This window comes from Streptomyces sp. NPDC058157 (assembly GCF_042884105.1).
GTDB lineage: Bacteria > Actinomycetota > Actinomycetes > Streptomycetales > Streptomycetaceae > Streptomyces.
Genome location: NZ_JBHVUQ010000018.1, coordinates 1 through 16,216 on the forward strand (window position 1 = coordinate 1; position 16,216 = coordinate 16,216).

Here is a 16,216-nt window from a genome sequence, read left to right on the forward strand (position 1 = left end):
GGGATACCCGGGGCGGGGGGCCTTCGTCAGGTGCGGGGGCGTCAGTCCTTGATTTCGCAGATCGTGGCGCCGGAGGTGAGGCTCGCGCCGACCTCCGCCGTCAGGCCGACGATGGTGCCTGAGCGGTGCGCGTTCAGCGGCTGCTCCATCTTCATCGCCTCCAGGACGACGATCAGGTCGCCCTCGTTGACCTGCTGGCCCTCCTCCACCGCGACCTTGACGATCGTGCCCTGCATCGGGGACGCCAGGGTGTCGCCGGAGGCGGCCGGGCCGGACTTCTTCGCGGCGCGGCGCTTCGGCTTGGCACCGCCCGCGGCGGCCGTGCGGGCCAGGGTCATGCCCAGCGAGGACGGGAGGGAGACCTCCAGCCGCTTGCCGCCGACCTCGACGACGACCGTCTCGCGGCCGGGCTCGTCCTCGGTGTCCTCGGCGGCCGGAGCCGCGAACGCGGGGATCTCGTTGACGAACTCGGTCTCGATCCAGCGGGTGTGGACCGTGAACGGGTTGCCGCCGGCCGGGGCGAAGGCGGGGTCGGCGACGACCGCGCGGTGGAAGGGGATGGCGGTGGCCATGCCCTCCACGTTGAACTCCGCCAGGGCGCGCGCGGCGCGCTGCAGGGCCTGCTCGCGGGTGGCGCCGGTGACGATCAGCTTGGCCAGCAGCGAGTCCCAGGCGGGGCCGATGACCGAGCCGGACTCCACGCCGGCGTCCAGGCGCACGCCCGGGCCGGTCGGGGCGTCGAACCTGGTGACGGTGCCGGGGGCGGGCAGGAAGTTGCGGCCCGGGTCCTCGCCGTTGATGCGGAACTCGAAGGAGTGGCCGCGCAGGACCGGGTCGCCGTAGCCGAGTTCCTCGCCGTCGGCGATGCGGAACATCTCGCGGACCAGGTCGATGCCGGCGACCTCCTCGGTCACCGGGTGCTCGACCTGGAGGCGGGTGTTGACCTCGAGGAAGGAGATGGTGCCGTCGGTGCCGACGAGGAACTCGACGGTGCCCGCGCCGACGTAGCCGGCCTCCTTGAGGATGGCCTTGGACGCGGCGTAGAGCTCGGCGTTCTGGGCCTCGGAGAGGAAGGGGGCCGGGGCCTCTTCCACGAGCTTCTGGTGGCGGCGCTGGAGCGAGCAGTCGCGCGTGGAGACGACGACCACGTTGCCGTGGGAGTCGGCCAGGCACTGCGTCTCGACGTGGCGCGGCTTGTCGAGGTAGCGCTCGACGAAGCACTCGCCGCGGCCGAAGGCGGCGACGGCCTCGCGGACGGCGGACTCGTAGAGCTCGGGGACCTCTTCGAGGGTGCGGGCGACCTTCAGGCCGCGCCCGCCACCGCCGAAGGCGGCCTTGATGGCGATGGGCAGGCCGTGCTGCTCGGCGAACGCGACGACCTCGTCGGCCCCGGAGACGGGGTCGGGGGTGCCGGCGACGAGCGGGGCTCCGGCGCGCTGGGCGATGTGGCGGGCGGCCACCTTGTCGCCGAGGTCGCGGATGGCCTGCGGCGGCGGGCCGATCCAGGTCAGGCCCGCGTCGAGGACGGCCTGGGCGAACTCGGCGTTCTCGGACAGGAAGCCGTACCCGGGGTGGATGGCGTCGGCGCCGGAGTCTGCCGCGGCCTGCAGGACCTTGCCGATGTCGAGGTAGCTGGCCGCCGGGGTGTCACCGCCCAACGCGAAAGCTTCGTCTGCCGCGCGGACGTGCAGAGCGTCCCGGTCCGGATCGGCGTAGACGGCTACGCTCGCGATCCCGGCGTCCCGGCAGGCCCGGGCAACGCGGACAGCGATTTCGCCACGGTTGGCGATGAGCACCTTGCGCACGATGGCTCCCTCCTTGAAACAAGCTGAGTTTAGGGACTGCCGACACGGCCTTACGACCCTTCCCCGGTGGTGAGCTTGCCCACACAGAGCGTGATGCGAGTGCCCCTTGAGTGTGAAAACCCTTGTGTCGGCCCAGGTCAGGGAGATCCCCGACTGCACAGTAACCCTGTGGCGCGTCGAAGGTCTCTGTTCTGCGGGTCAGCGGCCCCCGTCGATTCTTTGTGGAGTCCCTACGAACGGCCTAGGCAATCTTTGCGTGAGAGCCGTCACGGCGCCCGTCGTCCAACGGAGCCGTCCCGACCTCTTGTCCGCGGGTTTACTCGTTAGTAGCCTCCCTGACATCGAACACGCTTGTGGCGTGGGAGGGATGGGGGCGTCGTGCTGCGCAGACTCGTGGCGGGGCTGGGCGCGCTCGCGCTCGTCGTGGAGGCCGCGGTGCTCGTGCTCGTCCACCTGGTGCTCGGACGGACGACGGCCGATCAGTCGATGTCCATCCAGGGCAGCGACCCGGACCTCATGTCCAAGGCGACCTACGGGCTGGGCGCGGCCATCGGTGCCTTCCTCCTGCTGACCGCCGTCCTCCTCGCCGTCACCGCCGTACGGGACCACCCGCCCGGCCGCTTCGCCCGTGTCGTCCTCGTCGCCGCCGCCGTCACCCACGGGGTGCTCGGCGCCCTCGCGGCCGCCCTCGTCGGCTGGGGCGCCTTCGCGGCGACGATGGCCGTCTTCTGCCTGATCGTGGGCGTCCTGATCCTTCACGGAGACGGCCGGCGCGGAGCGCGCGCGGCGGCCGGGAAGCGGCTCAGGCCCACAAGTCCGTGATGGACACGTCCAGTTCTCCCAGCAGGGAGCGCAGCAGCGGCATCGACAGGCCGATGACGTTGCCCGGGTCCCCGTCGATGCCGTCGATGAACGCCGACGACAGCCCGTCCAGCGTGAACGCCCCGGCCACGTGCAGCGGCTCGCCGCTCTCCACGTACGCCGCCACCTCCGCGTCCGTCGGCTCGCCGAAGCGGACCGTCGTGGAGGCCGTGGCGGACACCTGACGGCCCGTCGCCGTGTCGATCACGCAGTGCCCCGTGCGCAGCACGCCGGCCCGCCCGCGCATCGACTTCCAGCGGGCCGTGGCCTCCGCCGCGTCCGCCGGCTTGCCCAGGGCCTCGCCGTCCAGCTCCAGCACCGAGTCGCAGCCGATCACCAGCGCGCCGGCGGCCTCCGGCAGCTCGGCCACCACGCCCGCCTTGGCCTCGGCCAGGGCCAGCGCCAGCTCGGCGGGCTCGTCGTGGTCCAGCGTGTCCTCGTCGAAGCCGCTGACGATCACGTGCGGGGCCAGACCGGCCTGCCGCAGCAGGTTCAGCCGGGCGGGGGAGGCGGAGGCGAGGACGAGCGTGCGTACGGTCATGGGGGCCAGCCTAGCCAGCCTAGAACGGGGCCACGCCCAGCACGTAGACGCCCACCACGGTCGCCAGCAGCAGCACCACCAGCATCCGCCGCAGCATCGCCTGCGCGTCGCGCATGTCCTTGGGCGGCTCGTCCTTCGGGTCTGACCAGAGCATGCTCCGATCCTTGCCCCGGCGCGGCGGTGGCGCCTGAGTACGGGTACTCAGGCGCCACCGTCCGTTCGCGCCATCTTCGGGTGCCCCGCGGGCCCCCGGGAGGGCCTCAGCCCTGGTGGGGCCAGTACGTACGGCCCCACGCCCGCGGCCCCGGCCGCATGACGTGCCGCCGCGCCACCCGGGCCGGCGCCGCCCACTCGTCCGGGACCCGGGGCGCGCCCGACGGCGAGGAGGCCAGCGCCGCCGCGCGCGCGTGGACCACCGCCAGTGCGGCGGCCAGCTCCTCGGGGGTCGGGTTGCCCTTGACGACCTTGATCATCACTGTGAGCTCCTCGGGGGCCTAGAGGGGGATGTTGCCGTGCTTCTTCGGGGGCAGCGACTCCCGCTTGCTGCGCAGCTGCCGCAGCCCCTTGACCACGTGGGCGCGGGTCTCGGACGGCATGGTGACCGCGTCGATGTAACCGCGCTCGGCGGCCGTGTACGGGTTGAGCAGGGTGTCCTCGTACTCGGCGATGAGCCGGGCCCGGGTCTCCTCCACCTCCTCCGGAGCGGCTTCCGCGAGGGTGCGCCGGTGCAGGATGTTCACCGCGCCCTGCGCGCCCATGACGGCGATCTGGGCGGTCGGCCAGGCCAGGTTCAGGTCCGCGCCGAGGTGCTTGGAGCCCATGACGTCGTAGGCGCCGCCGAAGGCCTTGCGGGTGATGACGGTGATGAGGGGGACGGTGGCCTCGGCGTAGGCGTAGATCAGCTTCGCCCCGCGCCGGATGATTCCGTTGTACTCCTGGTCGGTGCCCGGGAGGAAGCCCGGCACGTCGACGAACGTCAGCACCGGGATGTTGAAGGCGTCGCACGTCCGGACGAAGCGCGCGGCCTTCTCAGAGGCGTTGATGTCCAGGCAGCCGGCGAACTGCATCGGCTGGTTGGCGACCACGCCCACCGGGTGTCCCTCGACGCGGCCGAAGCCGGTGAGGATGTTCGGGGCGAACAGGGACTGCGTCTCCAGGAACTCCCCGTCGTCCAGCACGTGCTCAATCACAGTGTGCATGTCGTACGGCTGGTTCGCACTGTCCGGGATCAGCACGTCGAGTTCGAGGTCGGCCTCGGAGACCTCGGTGTCCGCCTCCTCCGGGAAGGCCGGGGGCTCGGACAGGTTGTTGGACGGCAGGTACGCGAGGAGCGACTTCACATACTCGATGGCGTCCTTCTCGTCACCCGCCATGTGGTGCGCCACGCCCGAGGTGGAGTTGTGGGTGCGGGCGCCGCCGAGCTCCTCGAAGCCGACGTCCTCGCCGGTGACCGTCTTGATGACGTCCGGGCCGGTGATGAACATGTGCGAGGTCTGGTCGACCATGACCGTGAAGTCGGTGATGGCCGGGGAGTAGACGGCGCCGCCGGCGCACGGGCCGACGACCAGGCTGATCTGCGGGATCACCCCGGAGGCGTGGACGTTGCGGCGGAAGATCTCGCCGTACATGCCCAGCGCGCTGACGCCCTCCTGGATGCGGGCGCCGCCGGAGTCGTTGATGCCGATGACCGGGCAGCCGGTCTTCAGGGCGAAGTCCATCACCTTGATGATCTTCTGCCCGTAGACCTCGCCGAGGGCCCCGCCGAAGACGGTGAAGTCCTGGGAGAACACGGCCACGGGGCGGCCGTCGACGGTGCCGTAGCCGGTGACGACGCCGTCGCCGTAGGGGCGGGTCTTCTCCAGCCCGAAGTTGGTCGACCGGTGCCGGGCGAACTCGTCCAGCTCGACGAACGACCCCTCGTCCAGCAGCAACGCCACCCGCTCACGTGCCGTCAGCTTGCCCTTGGCGTGCTGCTTCTCGACGGCGCGCCCGGAACCGGCGTGCGTGGCTTCCTCGACTCGGCGCCGCAGGTCCGCGAGCTTGCCCGCGGTCGTGTGGATGTCGATCGGCTCTGAGGGTTGGGACATCGGGGTCGCGGCTCCCTGTGTGGTGTCAACTGCCTGGTCAATTGATTGACTGCTGCTGGCTACTGGTGCGTAGCGTATCGGCGGGCATGGCGCTCGGCAGTGCGGCGTTTGACACACCTAGATTGGGTTGCTTGGCCTTGCCGCCTTCCCTAAGGGGAGGCGGTGCACCCTCGCGGGTGGGGGCTTCCTGCTTCACCGCGCGCCGCCCCGGCCGGGAGGGGTCCCGGTGGGGTCTTACGCGCGCTCCACAGGCGGCAGCCGCCAGCCCGGCGGCCAGGAGGTTGACCGCTGCGTTCACGTCGCGGTCGTGGGTCGTGCCGCAACCTGTACAGGTCCATGTGCGGATGTTCAGGGGCATCGCGTCGGCGAGCGCCCCGCAGGCCGAGCACAGCTTGGAGCTGGGGAACCACCGGTCGACGACGATCAGGGTGCGGCCGTACCAGGCCGCTTTGTACTCCAGCATCGTCCGCAGCTCGCGCCAGGAGGCGTCGCCGATGGCCCGGGCGAGGCGCCGGTTCTTGAGCAGATTGCGGACGGTGATGTCCTCGATCACGAGCGTTTGGTTGTCGCGCACGAGCCGAGTCGTCAGTTTGTGCAGGTGGTCCCTGCGGCGGTCGGCGATCCGAGCCCGCATCCGCGCCACACGGATGCGGGCCTTGGCCCTGTTCGCCGAACCCTTCTGCTTCCGTGAGAGCGTGCGCTCCGCGCGGGCCAGCCGTTCGCGACCCCTGCGTCCATGTTTCGGGTTGGGCACCTTCTCACCGGTGGAGAGCGTGACGAGAGCCTTCAGCCCGACGTCGATACCGACTGCCTGTGTCGTGATCGGCAGAGGAACAGGGGTGGCCGCGAACAGCAACGAGACGAACCACCGGCCGGCCGGGTCCCGGGACACCGTGACCGTGGTGGGTTCCTTGTCCTTCGGCACCGGACGGGACCAGGCGACGGCCAGAGGAGCCGCCATCTTGGCCAACGTGAGCTGCCCGGCATGGAAGCGGAAAGCGGACCGGGTGTATTCCGCGGCGGCCCGGGACCGCCGCTTGGACTTGAAACGCGGGTGCCGTGCCCGTCCCTCCCGGAAGGCCGTGAACGCACTGTTCAGGTGCCGCAGGGCCTGTTGCAGGGGGACGCAGGACACCTCGGCCAGGTAGGTGAACTCCTCTGTCCGCTTCCACTGGGTGAGCATCGCCGAGGTCTGGCCGTAGCCGACGTGCTCCCGGCGGGCCCAGGCCTCGGTGCGGGCGGCGAGGGCGAGGTTGTAGACCTTGCGCACACACCCGAACGTCCGTGACAGCTCAGCTGTCTGGTCGTCGTCGGGGTAGAAACGGAACTTGAATGCCCTCTTCACTGCGGAATTCCCCACGGCCCGGAAGCTAAGGTCGGTCACGATCCGAACACAATCCCGGGTCAGGGGATCACGTACGGCGACCGAAGGAATTGCTCATGGCATCAGACGCTTCAGCCGCAGCGGGAGCCGGGCGGTGGTCGAGCCTGGACCGGCCGCCTCTGAACGCCTCCTCCCTCTCGCGGGCCCTCGTCGTCGCGGACGGGCTCTGGACCTCGCTGGAGGTCGTGCCCTCCACCGGGTCCACCAACACCGATCTGGCCGCGCGGGCCGCCGCGCTGCCCGAGGGGGCCGTGCTGGTCGCCGAGGAGCAGACGGCCGGTCGGGGACGGCTCGACCGCAGCTGGGTCGCGCCGGCGCGGTCCGGGCTGTTCTTCTCCGTGCTGCTCAAGCCCGGGCCGGGCGTGCCCGAGGAGCGGTGGGCGTGGCTGACCCTGCTCGCCGGGGTGGCCACGGCGACGGGGCTCTCGCGGGCGGCGGGCGTGGACACGCTGCTCAAGTGGCCCAACGACCTGCTGGTGACCGTGGAGGGCGAGGAGCGCAAGGCCGGCGGGATCCTCGCCGAGCGGGTGGGTGGGGGTCCCTCCCAGGCCGGAGGCTCTGGGGGAGGGGTGGTCATCGGGATCGGCCTCAACGTGACCCTCACCGAGGACGAGCTCCCCGTGCCGACGGCGGGCTCGCTGGCCCTCGCCAAGGCGACCGTGACCGACCGGGAGCCCCTGCTGAAGGCCGTCCTGCGGTCCCTGGAGGAGTGGTACGGGCGCTGGCGCGACGCCGCCGGGGACCCGGGGGACAGCGGGCTGCAGGAGACGTACGCGGCGGGCTGCGCCACGCTCGGCCGGCACGTCCGGGCGGACCTGCCGGGGGGCCGGGAGCTCCTCGGCACCGCCGAGGCGCTGGACACCGACGGGCACCTGGTGATCCGGACGGCCGACGGGGAGCGGGTGGCGGTGGGCGCGGGCGACGTCGTCCACCTGCGGCAGGTGCGGTAGCGGCCGGGCGGGGGCCGGGGAGGGGCCCGCCGGTTACGGGGTCCCCTGTCCGGCCGAAGCGGGCACGAGGCTCTGAGCCGAAGGGGCGCGCCTGTGAGCCGGGCTCCGGCGCCCCGGAGGCGAGGAGCCTCCCGAAAGACGGGTGAGTGAGCTACGGCACACCTGCCGTATGGTTTAGGCGATCCCGATCGGGCTCCCCGGATTGCGCACGGAATGGACAGGAGGCGGCCCTTGACCGTCGGCGACCCCACGTCCAGCGCGTCCTCGTCCGGTCCTTCGGGCAGTCCCGGGACGCCGATCGGACGGGACCAGCACACCCCCTTCCACGAGGTCGACCACGCGGCCCAGCCCACGGCGGATCCGCTCGCCATCCGGCTGGAGCAGCTCATCCTGGGCGCGGAGCGGCGCTACACGCCCTTCCAGGCGGCCCGCAGCGCCGGGGTGTCGATGGAGCTGGCCTCCCGCTTCTGGCGGGCCATGGGCTTCGCGGACATCGGGCAGGCCAGGGCGCTGACGGAGGCGGACGTACTGGCGCTGCGGCGCCTGGCGGGCCTGGTGGAGGCCGGGCTGCTGAGCGAGCCGATGGCGGTGCAGGTGGCGCGGTCCACCGGGCAGACCACCGCCCGGCTGGCGGAGTGGCAGATCGACTCCTTCCTGGAGGGGCTGACGGAGCCGCCGGAGCCGGGGATGACCCGTACGGAGGTCACGTACCCGCTGGTCGAGCTGCTGCTGCCGGAGCTGGAGGAGTTCCTCGTCTACGTGTGGCGGCGCCAGCTGGCGGCGGCCACGGGCCGGGTGGTGCAGGTCGCGGACGACGAGGAGATGGTCGACCGGCGGCTCGCGGTGGGCTTCGCGGACCTGGTGGGCTTCACCCGGCTCACCCGGCGGCTGGAGGAGGAGGAGCTCGGCGAGCTGGTCGAGGCCTTCGAGACGACGGCGGCGGACCTGGTCGCCGCGCACGGCGGCCGGCTGATCAAGACGCTCGGCGACGAGGTGCTGTACGCCGCCGACGACTCGGCGACGGCGGCGGAGATCGCGCTGCGGCTGATCGAGACGATGGAGGCGGACGCGCGGATGCCGGAGCTGCGCGTGGGCATCGCGTTCGGCACGGTGACGACCCGGATGGGCGACGTGTTCGGGACGACGGTGAACCTGGCGAGCCGGCTGACCTCGATAGCACCGAAGGACGCGGTGCTGGTGGACGCGGCGATGGCCGAGGAGCTGGCCCGGACGGGTGCCGCGCCGAAGTCGGAGAAGGACGCCGAGAACGAGGAGGGCGGGGGCTCGTACCGCTTCGCGCTCCAGCCGATGTGGCAGCGGCCGGTGCGCGGACTGGGTGTCGTGGAGCCCTGGTCGTTGACGCGGCGGACGCCTAGGATCCCCGGGTAACGTTCGTTAACTTTTTCGGGGAGAGTGTGCCGTGGGCGGGAGCGACGTCCGGTTCGGGGAGTTCGTGGCGGTGCGGCGGCACGGTGACGGCGGGGTGGTCGCGGAGCTGGTGCTGGACCGGCCCAAGGCGATGAACGCCGTCTCGACGGAGATGGCCCGTTCGATCTCCGCCGCCTGCGACGCGCTCGCGGCCGATCCCGGCGTACGGGTGGTCGTGCTCACCTCGACGCACGAGCGGGCCTTCTGCGTGGGCGCGGACCTCAAGGAGCGCAACTCGCTGTCGGACGCCGAGCTGGTGCGCCAGCGGCCGACCACCCGGGGGGCGTACGGGGGCGTGCTGGAGCTGCCGATGCCGACGGTCGCGGCGGTGCACGGCTTCGCGCTGGGCGGCGGCTTCGAGCTGGCGCTGGCCTGCGACGTGATCGTGGCCGACGAGACGGCGGTCGTGGGGCTGCCCGAGGTGTCGGTGGGCGTGATCCCGGGCGGCGGCGGCACGCAGCTGCTGCCGCGCCGGGTCGGGGCGGCGCGGGCCGCCGAGCTGATCTTCACGGCCCGCCGGGTGGAGGCGGCCGAGGCGCTGTCGCTGGGGCTGGTCGACGAGGTGGCCCCGGCCGGAGAGGACCGTGCGCGGGCCCTGGAGCTGGCCGCGGCGATGGCGGCGAACTCCCCGGTCGGGCTGCGGGCGGCCAAGCGCGCGCTGCGGCTGGGGCACGGGATGGACCTGGCGGCCGGGCTGGAGATCGAGGACGCGGCCTGGCGGACGGTGGCCTTCTCGGGCGACCGTGCGGAGGGCGTGGCGGCGTTCAACGAGAAGCGCAAGCCGCAGTGGCCGGGGCACTAGGACGGCGAGCAGCGGGCGCGGCCGTACGGGCCGGCGGCCGGTCTCGGCCGCGCGGTGTCGTTTCGGATTCACCCGAACTCGCGCCATCCATCACTTAATCGGATAAAACTCCCTAATCTGGGGTGATGGGAGTTGACGGACGGCTTCGGGCCGTCGTGGGCCTCGCGCAGGCCATGGCGGCGGCCTGCGCGCCGCGGGACAGCGTCCGGGCCGCCGCCCGGGGCGCGCGGCTGGCGATGGACGGCTCCTTCGCCGCCATCTCCGCCTGGGAGCGGGAACGCGGCCGGCTGCGGGTCCTGGTGAACGAGGGGGAGCTGCGGCCCGGGGAGGAGGAGTTCCCCGAGGACGAGTCCTACCCCGTCCACGACTTCCCCGAGATCACCGAGTTCCTGCACGAGCGCTGGGTCGGGGGCGCCGGCCCCCACGCCTGGGTCGACAGCGCCGACGGCGGCCGGCCGGGGCGCCGGGGGGCCGCCCTGCGGGCGCGCGGGCGCGGGACGTGCGTGGTGGCGCCGATCGTGCTCAGCGGGCGGGCCTGGGGGGAGCTGTACGTCGCCCGGAACGAGGGGCTGCCCGGCTTCGACGACACCGACGCGGAGTTCGCGACCGTCCTGGCGGCGGTGGTGGCGGCCGGGCTCGCGCAGAACGAGCGGCTGGAGGAGGCCCGGCGGCTGGCCTTCACCGATCCGCTGACCGGCCTGGCCAACCGGCGGGCCGTGGACATGCGGCTCGACGAGGCGCTGGAGGAGCACCGGCGCACGGGGGCGGTGGTGAGCCTGGTCGTCTGCGACCTGAACGGCCTCAAGAAGGTCAACGACACCCTCGGGCATGCGACCGGAGACCGGCTGCTGGAACGTTTCGGCTCGGTGCTCAGCCTGTGCGGGGCCATGCTCGCGGGCACGCTGGTCGCCCGGCTGGGCGGGGACGAGTTCTGCCTGGTCAGCGTCGGCCCGTCGGCGGACGAGGTGGTGCGGGTCACCGAGGAGGTGTGCGTACGGGCGGCCGCGCTGGAGCTGGGGGAGGGCGTGGCCTGCGGGGTGGCCTCCACCGGGGACCCGATCGGGGCGGTGAAGTCCTCGCGGCGGCTGTTCCGGCTCGCGGACGCCGCGCAGTACAAGGCCAAGGCCGCCCGGTCGGCGGGCCCGGTGGTGGCCGGCCGGGACACGGCGGTGGTCCGGCTGGCCGACGCGGCGGCGCGCGAGGCCCCGGGGGAGCGGCGGCGGTTCCGGGGGCGGGTTGATCCGTAAGGCGGGTTGATCCGTAAGGGGACGGGTTGATCCGTAAGGGGTAACCGGCCGACCCGATCGTGACATTTTCAGCTAGTGACATGAAGGGATTCAGTCCGTAGGGTGCTGAATATGGATATGCACACTGTCGTGGTGGGAACCTCCGGGACCACCGCCGAGGACGTCATCGCCGTCGCCCGCGGCAACGCGCGGGTCGAGCTGTCCGGCGAGGCGCTCGACGCCCTCGGCCGCGCCCGCGAGATCGTCGACGCGCTCGCCGCCAAGCCCGAGCCCGTCTACGGCGTCTCGACCGGCTTCGGCGCCCTCGCGTCCCGGCACATCAGCCCCGAGCTGCGCGCGCAGCTCCAGCGCAACATCGTCCGCTCGCACGCCGCCGGCATGGGCCCGCGCGTCGAGCGCGAGGTCGTCCGCGCCCTGATGTTCCTGCGCCTGAAGACGGTGGCCTCAGGGCACACCGGCGTACGGCCCTCGGTCGCCCAGACCATGGCCGACCTGCTCAACGCCGGCATCACCCCCGTCGTCCACGAGTACGGCTCCCTCGGCTGCTCCGGCGACCTCGCGCCGCTGTCCCACTGCGCCCTCGCGCTCATGGGCGAAGGCGACGCCGAGGGCCCCGACGGCACCGTCCGCCCGGCCGGCGAGCTCCTCGCCGAGCACGGCATCGAGCCCGTCGAGCTCCGCGAGAAGGAGGGCCTCGCCCTCCTCAACGGCACCGACGGCATGCTCGGCATGCTGGTCATGGCCCTCGCCGACCTGCGGACCCTCTACACCTCCGCCGACATCACCGCCGCCCTCACCCTGGAGGCGCTGCTCGGCTCGGAGAAGGTCCTCGCGCCCGAGCTCCACGCCATCCGCCCCCACCCCGGCCAGGGCGCCGCCGCCGCCAACATGGCCGCCGTGCTCAAGGGCTCCGGGCTCACCGGGCACTTCCAGGAGGAGTCCGCGCCGCGCGTGCAGGACGCCTACTCCGTGCGCTGCGCCCCCCAGGTCGCCGGCGCCGGCCGCGACACCATCGCGCACGCCGCCCTCGTCGCCTCCCGCGAGCTGGCCTCCGCCGTCGACAACCCCGTCGTCCTGCCGGACGGCCGCGTGGAGTCCAACGGCAACTTCCACGGCGCGCCCGTGGCCTACGTCCTGGACTTCCTGGCCATCGCCGCCGCCGACCTCGGCTCCATCGCCGAACGGCGCACCGACCGGCTCCTCGACAAGAACCGCAGCCACGGCCTGCCGCCGTTCCTCGCGGACGACGCCGGCGTCGACTCCGGCCTGATGATCGCCCAGTACACGCAGGCCGCCCTGGTCAGCGAGATGAAGCGGCTCGCCGTCCCGGCGTCGGCCGACTCCATCCCGTCCTCCGCCATGCAGGAGGACCACGTCTCCATGGGCTGGTCGGCGGCGCGCAAGCTGCGCACCGCCGTCGACAACCTGACGCGCATCATCGCCATCGAGCTGTACGCGGCCACCCGCGCCCTGGAGTTGCGCCACGGCCTCACCCCGGCCCCGGCCAGCCAGGCCGTCCTCGCGGCGGTCCGCGCGGCGGGCGTCGAGGGCCCCGGCCCGGACCGCTTCCTGGCCCCGGACCTCGCGGCGGCCGACGCCTTCGTCCGCGCGGGCGCCCTGGTGGCGGCGGTCGAGCCGGTGACGGGACCGCTGGCGTAGCCGCACCACTGCCACTACGAGGCCGCGCTCCGGGAGGTACCGGGGCGCGGCCTCGCCTTTTTCCCCTCGCGGGGCGGGGGCCGGGCGCCTCCCACGGGGCGGGACTTGAAGGCCCGCCGGCAGCGGGGATGGTCGGGACCCCGCTCTCCCCGGTGCCGGGTTTCTAACCCACCCGGGCCCGGCGGACCGAGAAGGTGACGAAGCCTGCGCCCAGGCCCAGGCAGAGGGTGCCGCCCAGGACGTACGGGGTGGTGTCGATGCTGCCCGTGTCGGCCAGCGAGAGGACCGTGATGGTCGCGGGGCGTTCCTCCGGGGCGATCGTGCCGTCCCCCGTGCCCTCGCCCGTGACGGTGCCGGTGTTGGCGGCGGCCGGGGCTCCGGTGGAGGTTTCGGGTTGCGGGGCGGTGGCGTTCGCCGACGGGACGAACCAGAGGGCGGCGAGGAGGGTGGTCGCTCCGAGAGCGGTGAGCAGCGGTCGAGGTGCGGACACGGTGCGATCCCCCTTGCGGAAGCAGCGAATTGGCCGTGTGCGCAGATGCTAGTGAAAGGGGCGGGTCGCGGGAAAGTCGAGGCTGTCAGGGGCTTACTCTCCGTCGTATGAACCCTTCTGAGACGACACGTTACGTCCGACTTCGGGTGGATTTGGTGCTGGAGGTGTCGGATTCCGACGCCCTCATCGGTGCCGCCCTCGCGCACATCAAGGCCGACGAGTTCATGCCGGACGAGGAACGTGGCCACGCCGAGTCCGCGGTGAGGGAAGATGAGTCCGAGGCCCTGGCCTACCTCGTCGACCCGACCGACCTGGTCGCGGAGCTCGCCGGCGTGGAGCTGGCCCAGGCCTCGTGGAGCAGTGAACCCGTCGAATACGACCCCGAGTCCCTGGAGTGGGACCTGGACGAGGAAGATGGGGTCTTCGAAGAAGAGGCCGACAACGCCTGACCGTGGGGTTGCACACATTCGAACGGAGTGTGGAACCGAACCGCGTCGTTAACGCGTTGTCAGGACGTGCAGGGGGTGATGCCCCCTGCCCGGCCCGATCCCGGGAATGCAGCCTCGGGGTTTCCGGCAACGATGGAGTGACGTGTGAGGACGTACAGCAAGCGGCGGCGAAGGTCCCTGGTGGCCGTGTCCGCCGTGCTCGGCGGCGTACTGATGCTTTCGGCCTGCAATGACGGGGGTGCCGACAAGTCTCAGGGCGGTGGTTCGGCCAAGTCCCAGGCCGATGTCGACGCGGCGGCGGCGAAGGACGCCTCCAAGGCGAAGATAGCGATCACGCCGAAGGACGGATCCACCAACATAGCCACGACCGACGGCGCGAGCGTCACGGTCAGCGACGGCACGCTCACCAAGGTCGAGCTCAAGAGTGCCGACGGTACGGCCGTCGAGGGCAAGATCGCGGCCGACGGCAAGAGCTGGAAGCCGGACGGCGCGCTGAAGCGTTCCACGAAGTACGCCCTGGCGGCGACGGCGAAGGACGAGGCCGGGCGCGAGGCGCACGAGAACGCCTCCTTCACCACCCTGTCGCCGGAGAACAGCTTCATCGGCGACTACACGCCGGAAGACGGTCAGACGGTCGGCGTGGGCATGCCGGTCTCGATCAACTTCAACAAGCCGATCAAGGACATGAAGGCCGTCCAGGCGGCCATCACGGTCACCTCCAGCAGCGGCCAGGAGGTCGTCGGCCACTGGTTCGGCAACCAGCGTCTGGACTTCCGTCCGGAGGAGTACTGGAAGGCGAACTCCACCGTCACGCTGAAGCTGGCGCTCCAGGGCGTGCAGGGCGCGCCCGGCATCCAGGGCGTGCAGAACAAGACCGTCACCTTCAAGGTCGGCCGGAGCCAGGTCTCCACGGTCGACACGAAGACCAAGAAGATGACGGTCACCCGCGACGGGCAGGTCATCAAGACCATCCCGATCTCGGCGGGCTCCCCGGACAACCCGACCTACAACGGTCAGATGGTGATCTCCGAGAAGTTCAAGGAGACGCGGATGGACGGCTCCACCGTCGGCTTCAAGAACAGCGAGGGCAAGGGCGAGTACGACATCAAGGACGTCCCGCACGCGATGCGGCTGTCCACGTCGGGCACGTTCATCCACGGCAACTACTGGGGTGCCGACTCGATCTTCGGCAGCGTCAACACCAGCCACGGCTGTGTCGGCCTGAACGACTCGAAGGGCGCCAACGACCCGGACACGGCCGGTGCGTGGTTCTACGAGAACTCGCTCATCGGTGACGTGGTGACCGTGGTCAACTCCCCGGACAAGACCATCAAGCCGGACAACGGTCTCAACGGCTGGAACATGACCTGGGCCGAGTGGAAGGCCGGTCCGTCCGCGTGACGTGACGGTCGGACGCCGGTAGGCGTGAACGGCGGGGAGCCTCCTTCTGGGGCTCCCCGCCGTCGTCGTTTCAGGCCCGCTCCTCCGCGGACGTGGACGCCGACGTGGACGCGGGCGCCGTCGCCGGCGCCGGCGGCATGGGGGCCGTCCACGAGGACAGCAGCCGCAGGGCGTCCGCCGACGGTGAGCCCGGGGCGGCGTGGAAGGTGACCAGGAACTGGGCCGGGTCGTCGGGCAGGGTCAGCGTCTCGAAGGCCAGCTCCAGCTCGCCCACGAGGGGGTGGCGCAGCCGCTTCACCCCGTGCGTCTTGTCGGCCACCGTGTGTGCCGCCCACAGCCGGCGGAACTCCTCGTTCTTCACCGACAGCTCCCCGACCAGCGCCGTCAGCTGCTCGTCGTCGGGGTGCTGGCCGGCGTACAGGCGCAGGTTGCTGACCACCTCGCAGGCCCGGCACTCCCAGTCCGCGTACAGCTCCGCCGTCGCCGGGTCCAGGAACACCAGCCGCACCAGGTTGCGCTCCGCCGGCGGGTGCGCCCCGAAGTCCCCGAACACGGCCGCGGCCAGCCGGTTCCAGCCGATCACGTCCTGGCGCCGCCCCACCAGGTACGCCGGTACGCCCTCCATCGCGTCCAGCAGCGTGCGCAGCTCAGGGCGGACCTGCTGGGGGCGGCGGGAGCGGCCGCCCCGGCGGGTGCGGGGGCTCGCCAGGTGGTTGAGGTGGGCCGTCTCCGTGTCGCCCAGGCGCAGCGCCCGTGCGACGGCGTCCAGGACCTCCGCCGACACGTTGTGGCCGTGGCCCTGCTCCAGGCGCGTGTAGTAGGCCACCGACACCCCGGCCAGCTGCGCGAGTTCCTCCCGGCGCAGCCCGGGTACCCGGCGGCGGCGCCCGTGGTCGGGCAGGCCCACGTCCTCGGGGCGCAGCCGGGCGCGGCAGGTGCGGAGGAAGTCCCCCAGTTCGGCTCGTTGGTCCAGGTGGTGGTCCATGGCGCAAGTATCCGTGCCCGGGCCGCCCCGCGCGGGGCTCAGCCTGACCCCCTCAGGGGTAGGCACGGCAGTCCTAGGCTCAGCAGGGGTCTGGGTACGCGGCCCGGACCGGGCCAGGGTGGAGGAC

16 protein-coding genes are annotated in these 16,216 nt (G+C 72.1%); 8 read left to right on the forward strand and 8 right to left on the reverse strand.

Annotation, left to right across the window (positions count from 1 at the left end; genetic code table 11):
* Nucleotides 1-41: 41 nt before the first annotated feature.
* Nucleotides 42-1,805: an acetyl/propionyl/methylcrotonyl-CoA carboxylase subunit alpha gene (locus ACFVXK_RS06885; protein ID WP_389610468.1), complete on the reverse strand. Its 1,764-nt coding sequence runs from the start codon at nt 1,803-1,805 to the stop codon at nt 42-44.
* Between the two features lie 378 nt (nt 1,806-2,183).
* Between ACFVXK_RS06885 and ACFVXK_RS06890 the strand changes: the two genes are divergently transcribed.
* On the forward strand, nt 2,184-2,627 hold the full coding sequence (locus ACFVXK_RS06890) for a hypothetical protein (protein ID WP_389610469.1): 444 nt from the start codon (nt 2,184-2,186) through the stop codon (nt 2,625-2,627).
* Here ACFVXK_RS06890 and ACFVXK_RS06895 read toward each other — a convergent pair.
* From ACFVXK_RS06895 to ACFVXK_RS06915, 5 genes are all read right to left on the reverse strand, one after another.
* Nucleotides 2,608-3,207 carry a Maf family protein gene (locus tag ACFVXK_RS06895; protein ID WP_389610470.1) on the reverse strand — a complete coding sequence of 200 codons (600 nt, stop codon included), beginning with the start codon at nt 3,205-3,207 and terminating at the stop codon, nt 2,608-2,610. The two genes, ACFVXK_RS06890 and ACFVXK_RS06895, sit on opposite strands and share 20 nt — an antisense overlap.
* A gap of 19 nt (nt 3,208-3,226) precedes the next feature.
* Nucleotides 3,227-3,361: a morphogenic membrane protein MmpB gene (gene mmpB, locus ACFVXK_RS06900; protein ID WP_385533464.1), complete on the reverse strand. Its 135-nt coding sequence runs from the start codon at nt 3,359-3,361 to the stop codon at nt 3,227-3,229.
* A gap of 106 nt (nt 3,362-3,467) precedes the next feature.
* A complete protein-coding gene (locus tag ACFVXK_RS06905) occupies nt 3,468-3,680 on the reverse strand; it encodes an acyl-CoA carboxylase epsilon subunit (protein ID WP_389610471.1) in 213 nt (70 codons plus the stop codon).
* A gap of 21 nt (nt 3,681-3,701) precedes the next feature.
* Nucleotides 3,702-5,294: an acyl-CoA carboxylase subunit beta gene (locus ACFVXK_RS06910; RefSeq protein WP_389610472.1), complete on the reverse strand. Its 1,593-nt coding sequence runs from the start codon at nt 5,292-5,294 to the stop codon at nt 3,702-3,704.
* Nucleotides 5,295-5,331: 37 nt separating this feature from the next.
* Nucleotides 5,332-6,639 (reverse strand): RNA-guided endonuclease InsQ/TnpB family protein, encoded by a 1,308-nt coding sequence (locus ACFVXK_RS06915; protein ID WP_389610530.1) that lies wholly within the window; start codon nt 6,637-6,639, stop codon nt 5,332-5,334.
* A gap of 95 nt (nt 6,640-6,734) precedes the next feature.
* On the opposite strand from ACFVXK_RS06915, the gene ACFVXK_RS06920 reads away from it, so the two are divergent.
* The 5 genes from ACFVXK_RS06920 to hutH all read left to right on the forward strand — a co-directional run bounded on the left by ACFVXK_RS06920 (nt 6,735) and on the right by hutH (nt 12,764).
* Nucleotides 6,735-7,628, forward strand: a complete 894-nt coding sequence (locus ACFVXK_RS06920) for a biotin--[acetyl-CoA-carboxylase] ligase (protein ID WP_389610473.1) — start codon at nt 6,735-6,737, stop codon at nt 7,626-7,628.
* A gap of 213 nt (nt 7,629-7,841) precedes the next feature.
* Complete coding sequence (locus ACFVXK_RS06925) at nt 7,842-9,017, forward strand: adenylate/guanylate cyclase domain-containing protein (protein ID WP_389610474.1); 1,176 nt, start codon at nt 7,842-7,844, stop codon at nt 9,015-9,017.
* 31 nt (nt 9,018-9,048) lie between these two features.
* Nucleotides 9,049-9,858: an enoyl-CoA hydratase/isomerase family protein gene (locus tag ACFVXK_RS06930; protein WP_389610475.1), complete on the forward strand. Its 810-nt coding sequence runs from the start codon at nt 9,049-9,051 to the stop codon at nt 9,856-9,858.
* Between the two features lie 125 nt (nt 9,859-9,983).
* Entirely contained in the window at nt 9,984-11,105 is a 1,122-nt protein-coding gene (locus ACFVXK_RS06935) for a diguanylate cyclase domain-containing protein (protein WP_389610476.1), read from the forward strand.
* Nucleotides 11,106-11,222: 117 nt separating this feature from the next.
* Nucleotides 11,223-12,764 (forward strand): histidine ammonia-lyase, encoded by a 1,542-nt coding sequence (gene hutH / locus ACFVXK_RS06940; protein WP_358893622.1) that lies wholly within the window; start codon nt 11,223-11,225, stop codon nt 12,762-12,764.
* A 163-nt stretch (nt 12,765-12,927) separates the two neighbouring features.
* On the opposite strand, the gene ACFVXK_RS06945 is transcribed toward hutH, so the two are convergent.
* The gene (locus tag ACFVXK_RS06945; protein WP_389610477.1) at nt 12,928-13,254 is read right to left on the reverse strand and encodes an LPXTG cell wall anchor domain-containing protein; all 327 of its coding nucleotides are present in this window, start codon (nt 13,252-13,254) and stop codon (nt 12,928-12,930) included.
* A 107-nt stretch (nt 13,255-13,361) separates the two neighbouring features.
* Here ACFVXK_RS06945 and ACFVXK_RS06950 point away from each other — a divergent pair, with 107 nt between their 5' ends.
* Nucleotides 13,362-13,703: a hypothetical protein gene (locus ACFVXK_RS06950; protein WP_389610478.1), complete on the forward strand. Its 342-nt coding sequence runs from the start codon at nt 13,362-13,364 to the stop codon at nt 13,701-13,703.
* Between the two features lie 144 nt (nt 13,704-13,847).
* Nucleotides 13,848-15,104, forward strand: coding sequence for an Ig-like domain-containing protein (locus ACFVXK_RS06955; protein WP_389610479.1), 1,257 nt, complete (start codon nt 13,848-13,850; stop codon nt 15,102-15,104).
* Nucleotides 15,105-15,174: 70 nt separating this feature from the next.
* Here the strand turns inward: ACFVXK_RS06955 and ACFVXK_RS06960 are convergent, their stop codons facing one another.
* Nucleotides 15,175-16,089, reverse strand: coding sequence for a helix-turn-helix domain-containing protein (locus tag ACFVXK_RS06960; protein ID WP_389610480.1), 915 nt, complete (start codon nt 16,087-16,089; stop codon nt 15,175-15,177).
* Between the last annotated feature and the right edge of the window lie 127 nt (nt 16,090-16,216).

Coding starts and splice junctions, on each gene's coding strand:
- ACFVXK_RS06895 (WP_389610470.1), bottom strand. CDS start 3,207: ATGACCGTACGCACGCTCGTCCTCGCCTCCGCCTCCCCCGCCCGGCTG.
- mmpB (WP_385533464.1), bottom strand. CDS start 3,361: ATGCTCTGGTCAGACCCGAAGGACGAGCCGCCCAAGGACATGCGCGAC.
- ACFVXK_RS06905 (WP_389610471.1), bottom strand. CDS start 3,680: ATGATCAAGGTCGTCAAGGGCAACCCGACCCCCGAGGAGCTGGCCGCC.
- ACFVXK_RS06910 (WP_389610472.1), bottom strand. CDS start 5,294: ATGTCCCAACCCTCAGAGCCGATCGACATCCACACGACCGCGGGCAAG.
- ACFVXK_RS06920 (WP_389610473.1), top strand. CDS start 6,735: ATGGCATCAGACGCTTCAGCCGCAGCGGGAGCCGGGCGGTGGTCGAGC.
- ACFVXK_RS06925 (WP_389610474.1), top strand. CDS start 7,842: ATGGACAGGAGGCGGCCCTTGACCGTCGGCGACCCCACGTCCAGCGCG.
- ACFVXK_RS06935 (WP_389610476.1), top strand. CDS start 9,984: ATGGGAGTTGACGGACGGCTTCGGGCCGTCGTGGGCCTCGCGCAGGCC.
- hutH (WP_358893622.1), top strand. CDS start 11,223: ATGCACACTGTCGTGGTGGGAACCTCCGGGACCACCGCCGAGGACGTC.
- ACFVXK_RS06950 (WP_389610478.1), top strand. CDS start 13,362: ATGAACCCTTCTGAGACGACACGTTACGTCCGACTTCGGGTGGATTTG.
- ACFVXK_RS06960 (WP_389610480.1), bottom strand. CDS start 16,089: ATGGACCACCACCTGGACCAACGAGCCGAACTGGGGGACTTCCTCCGC.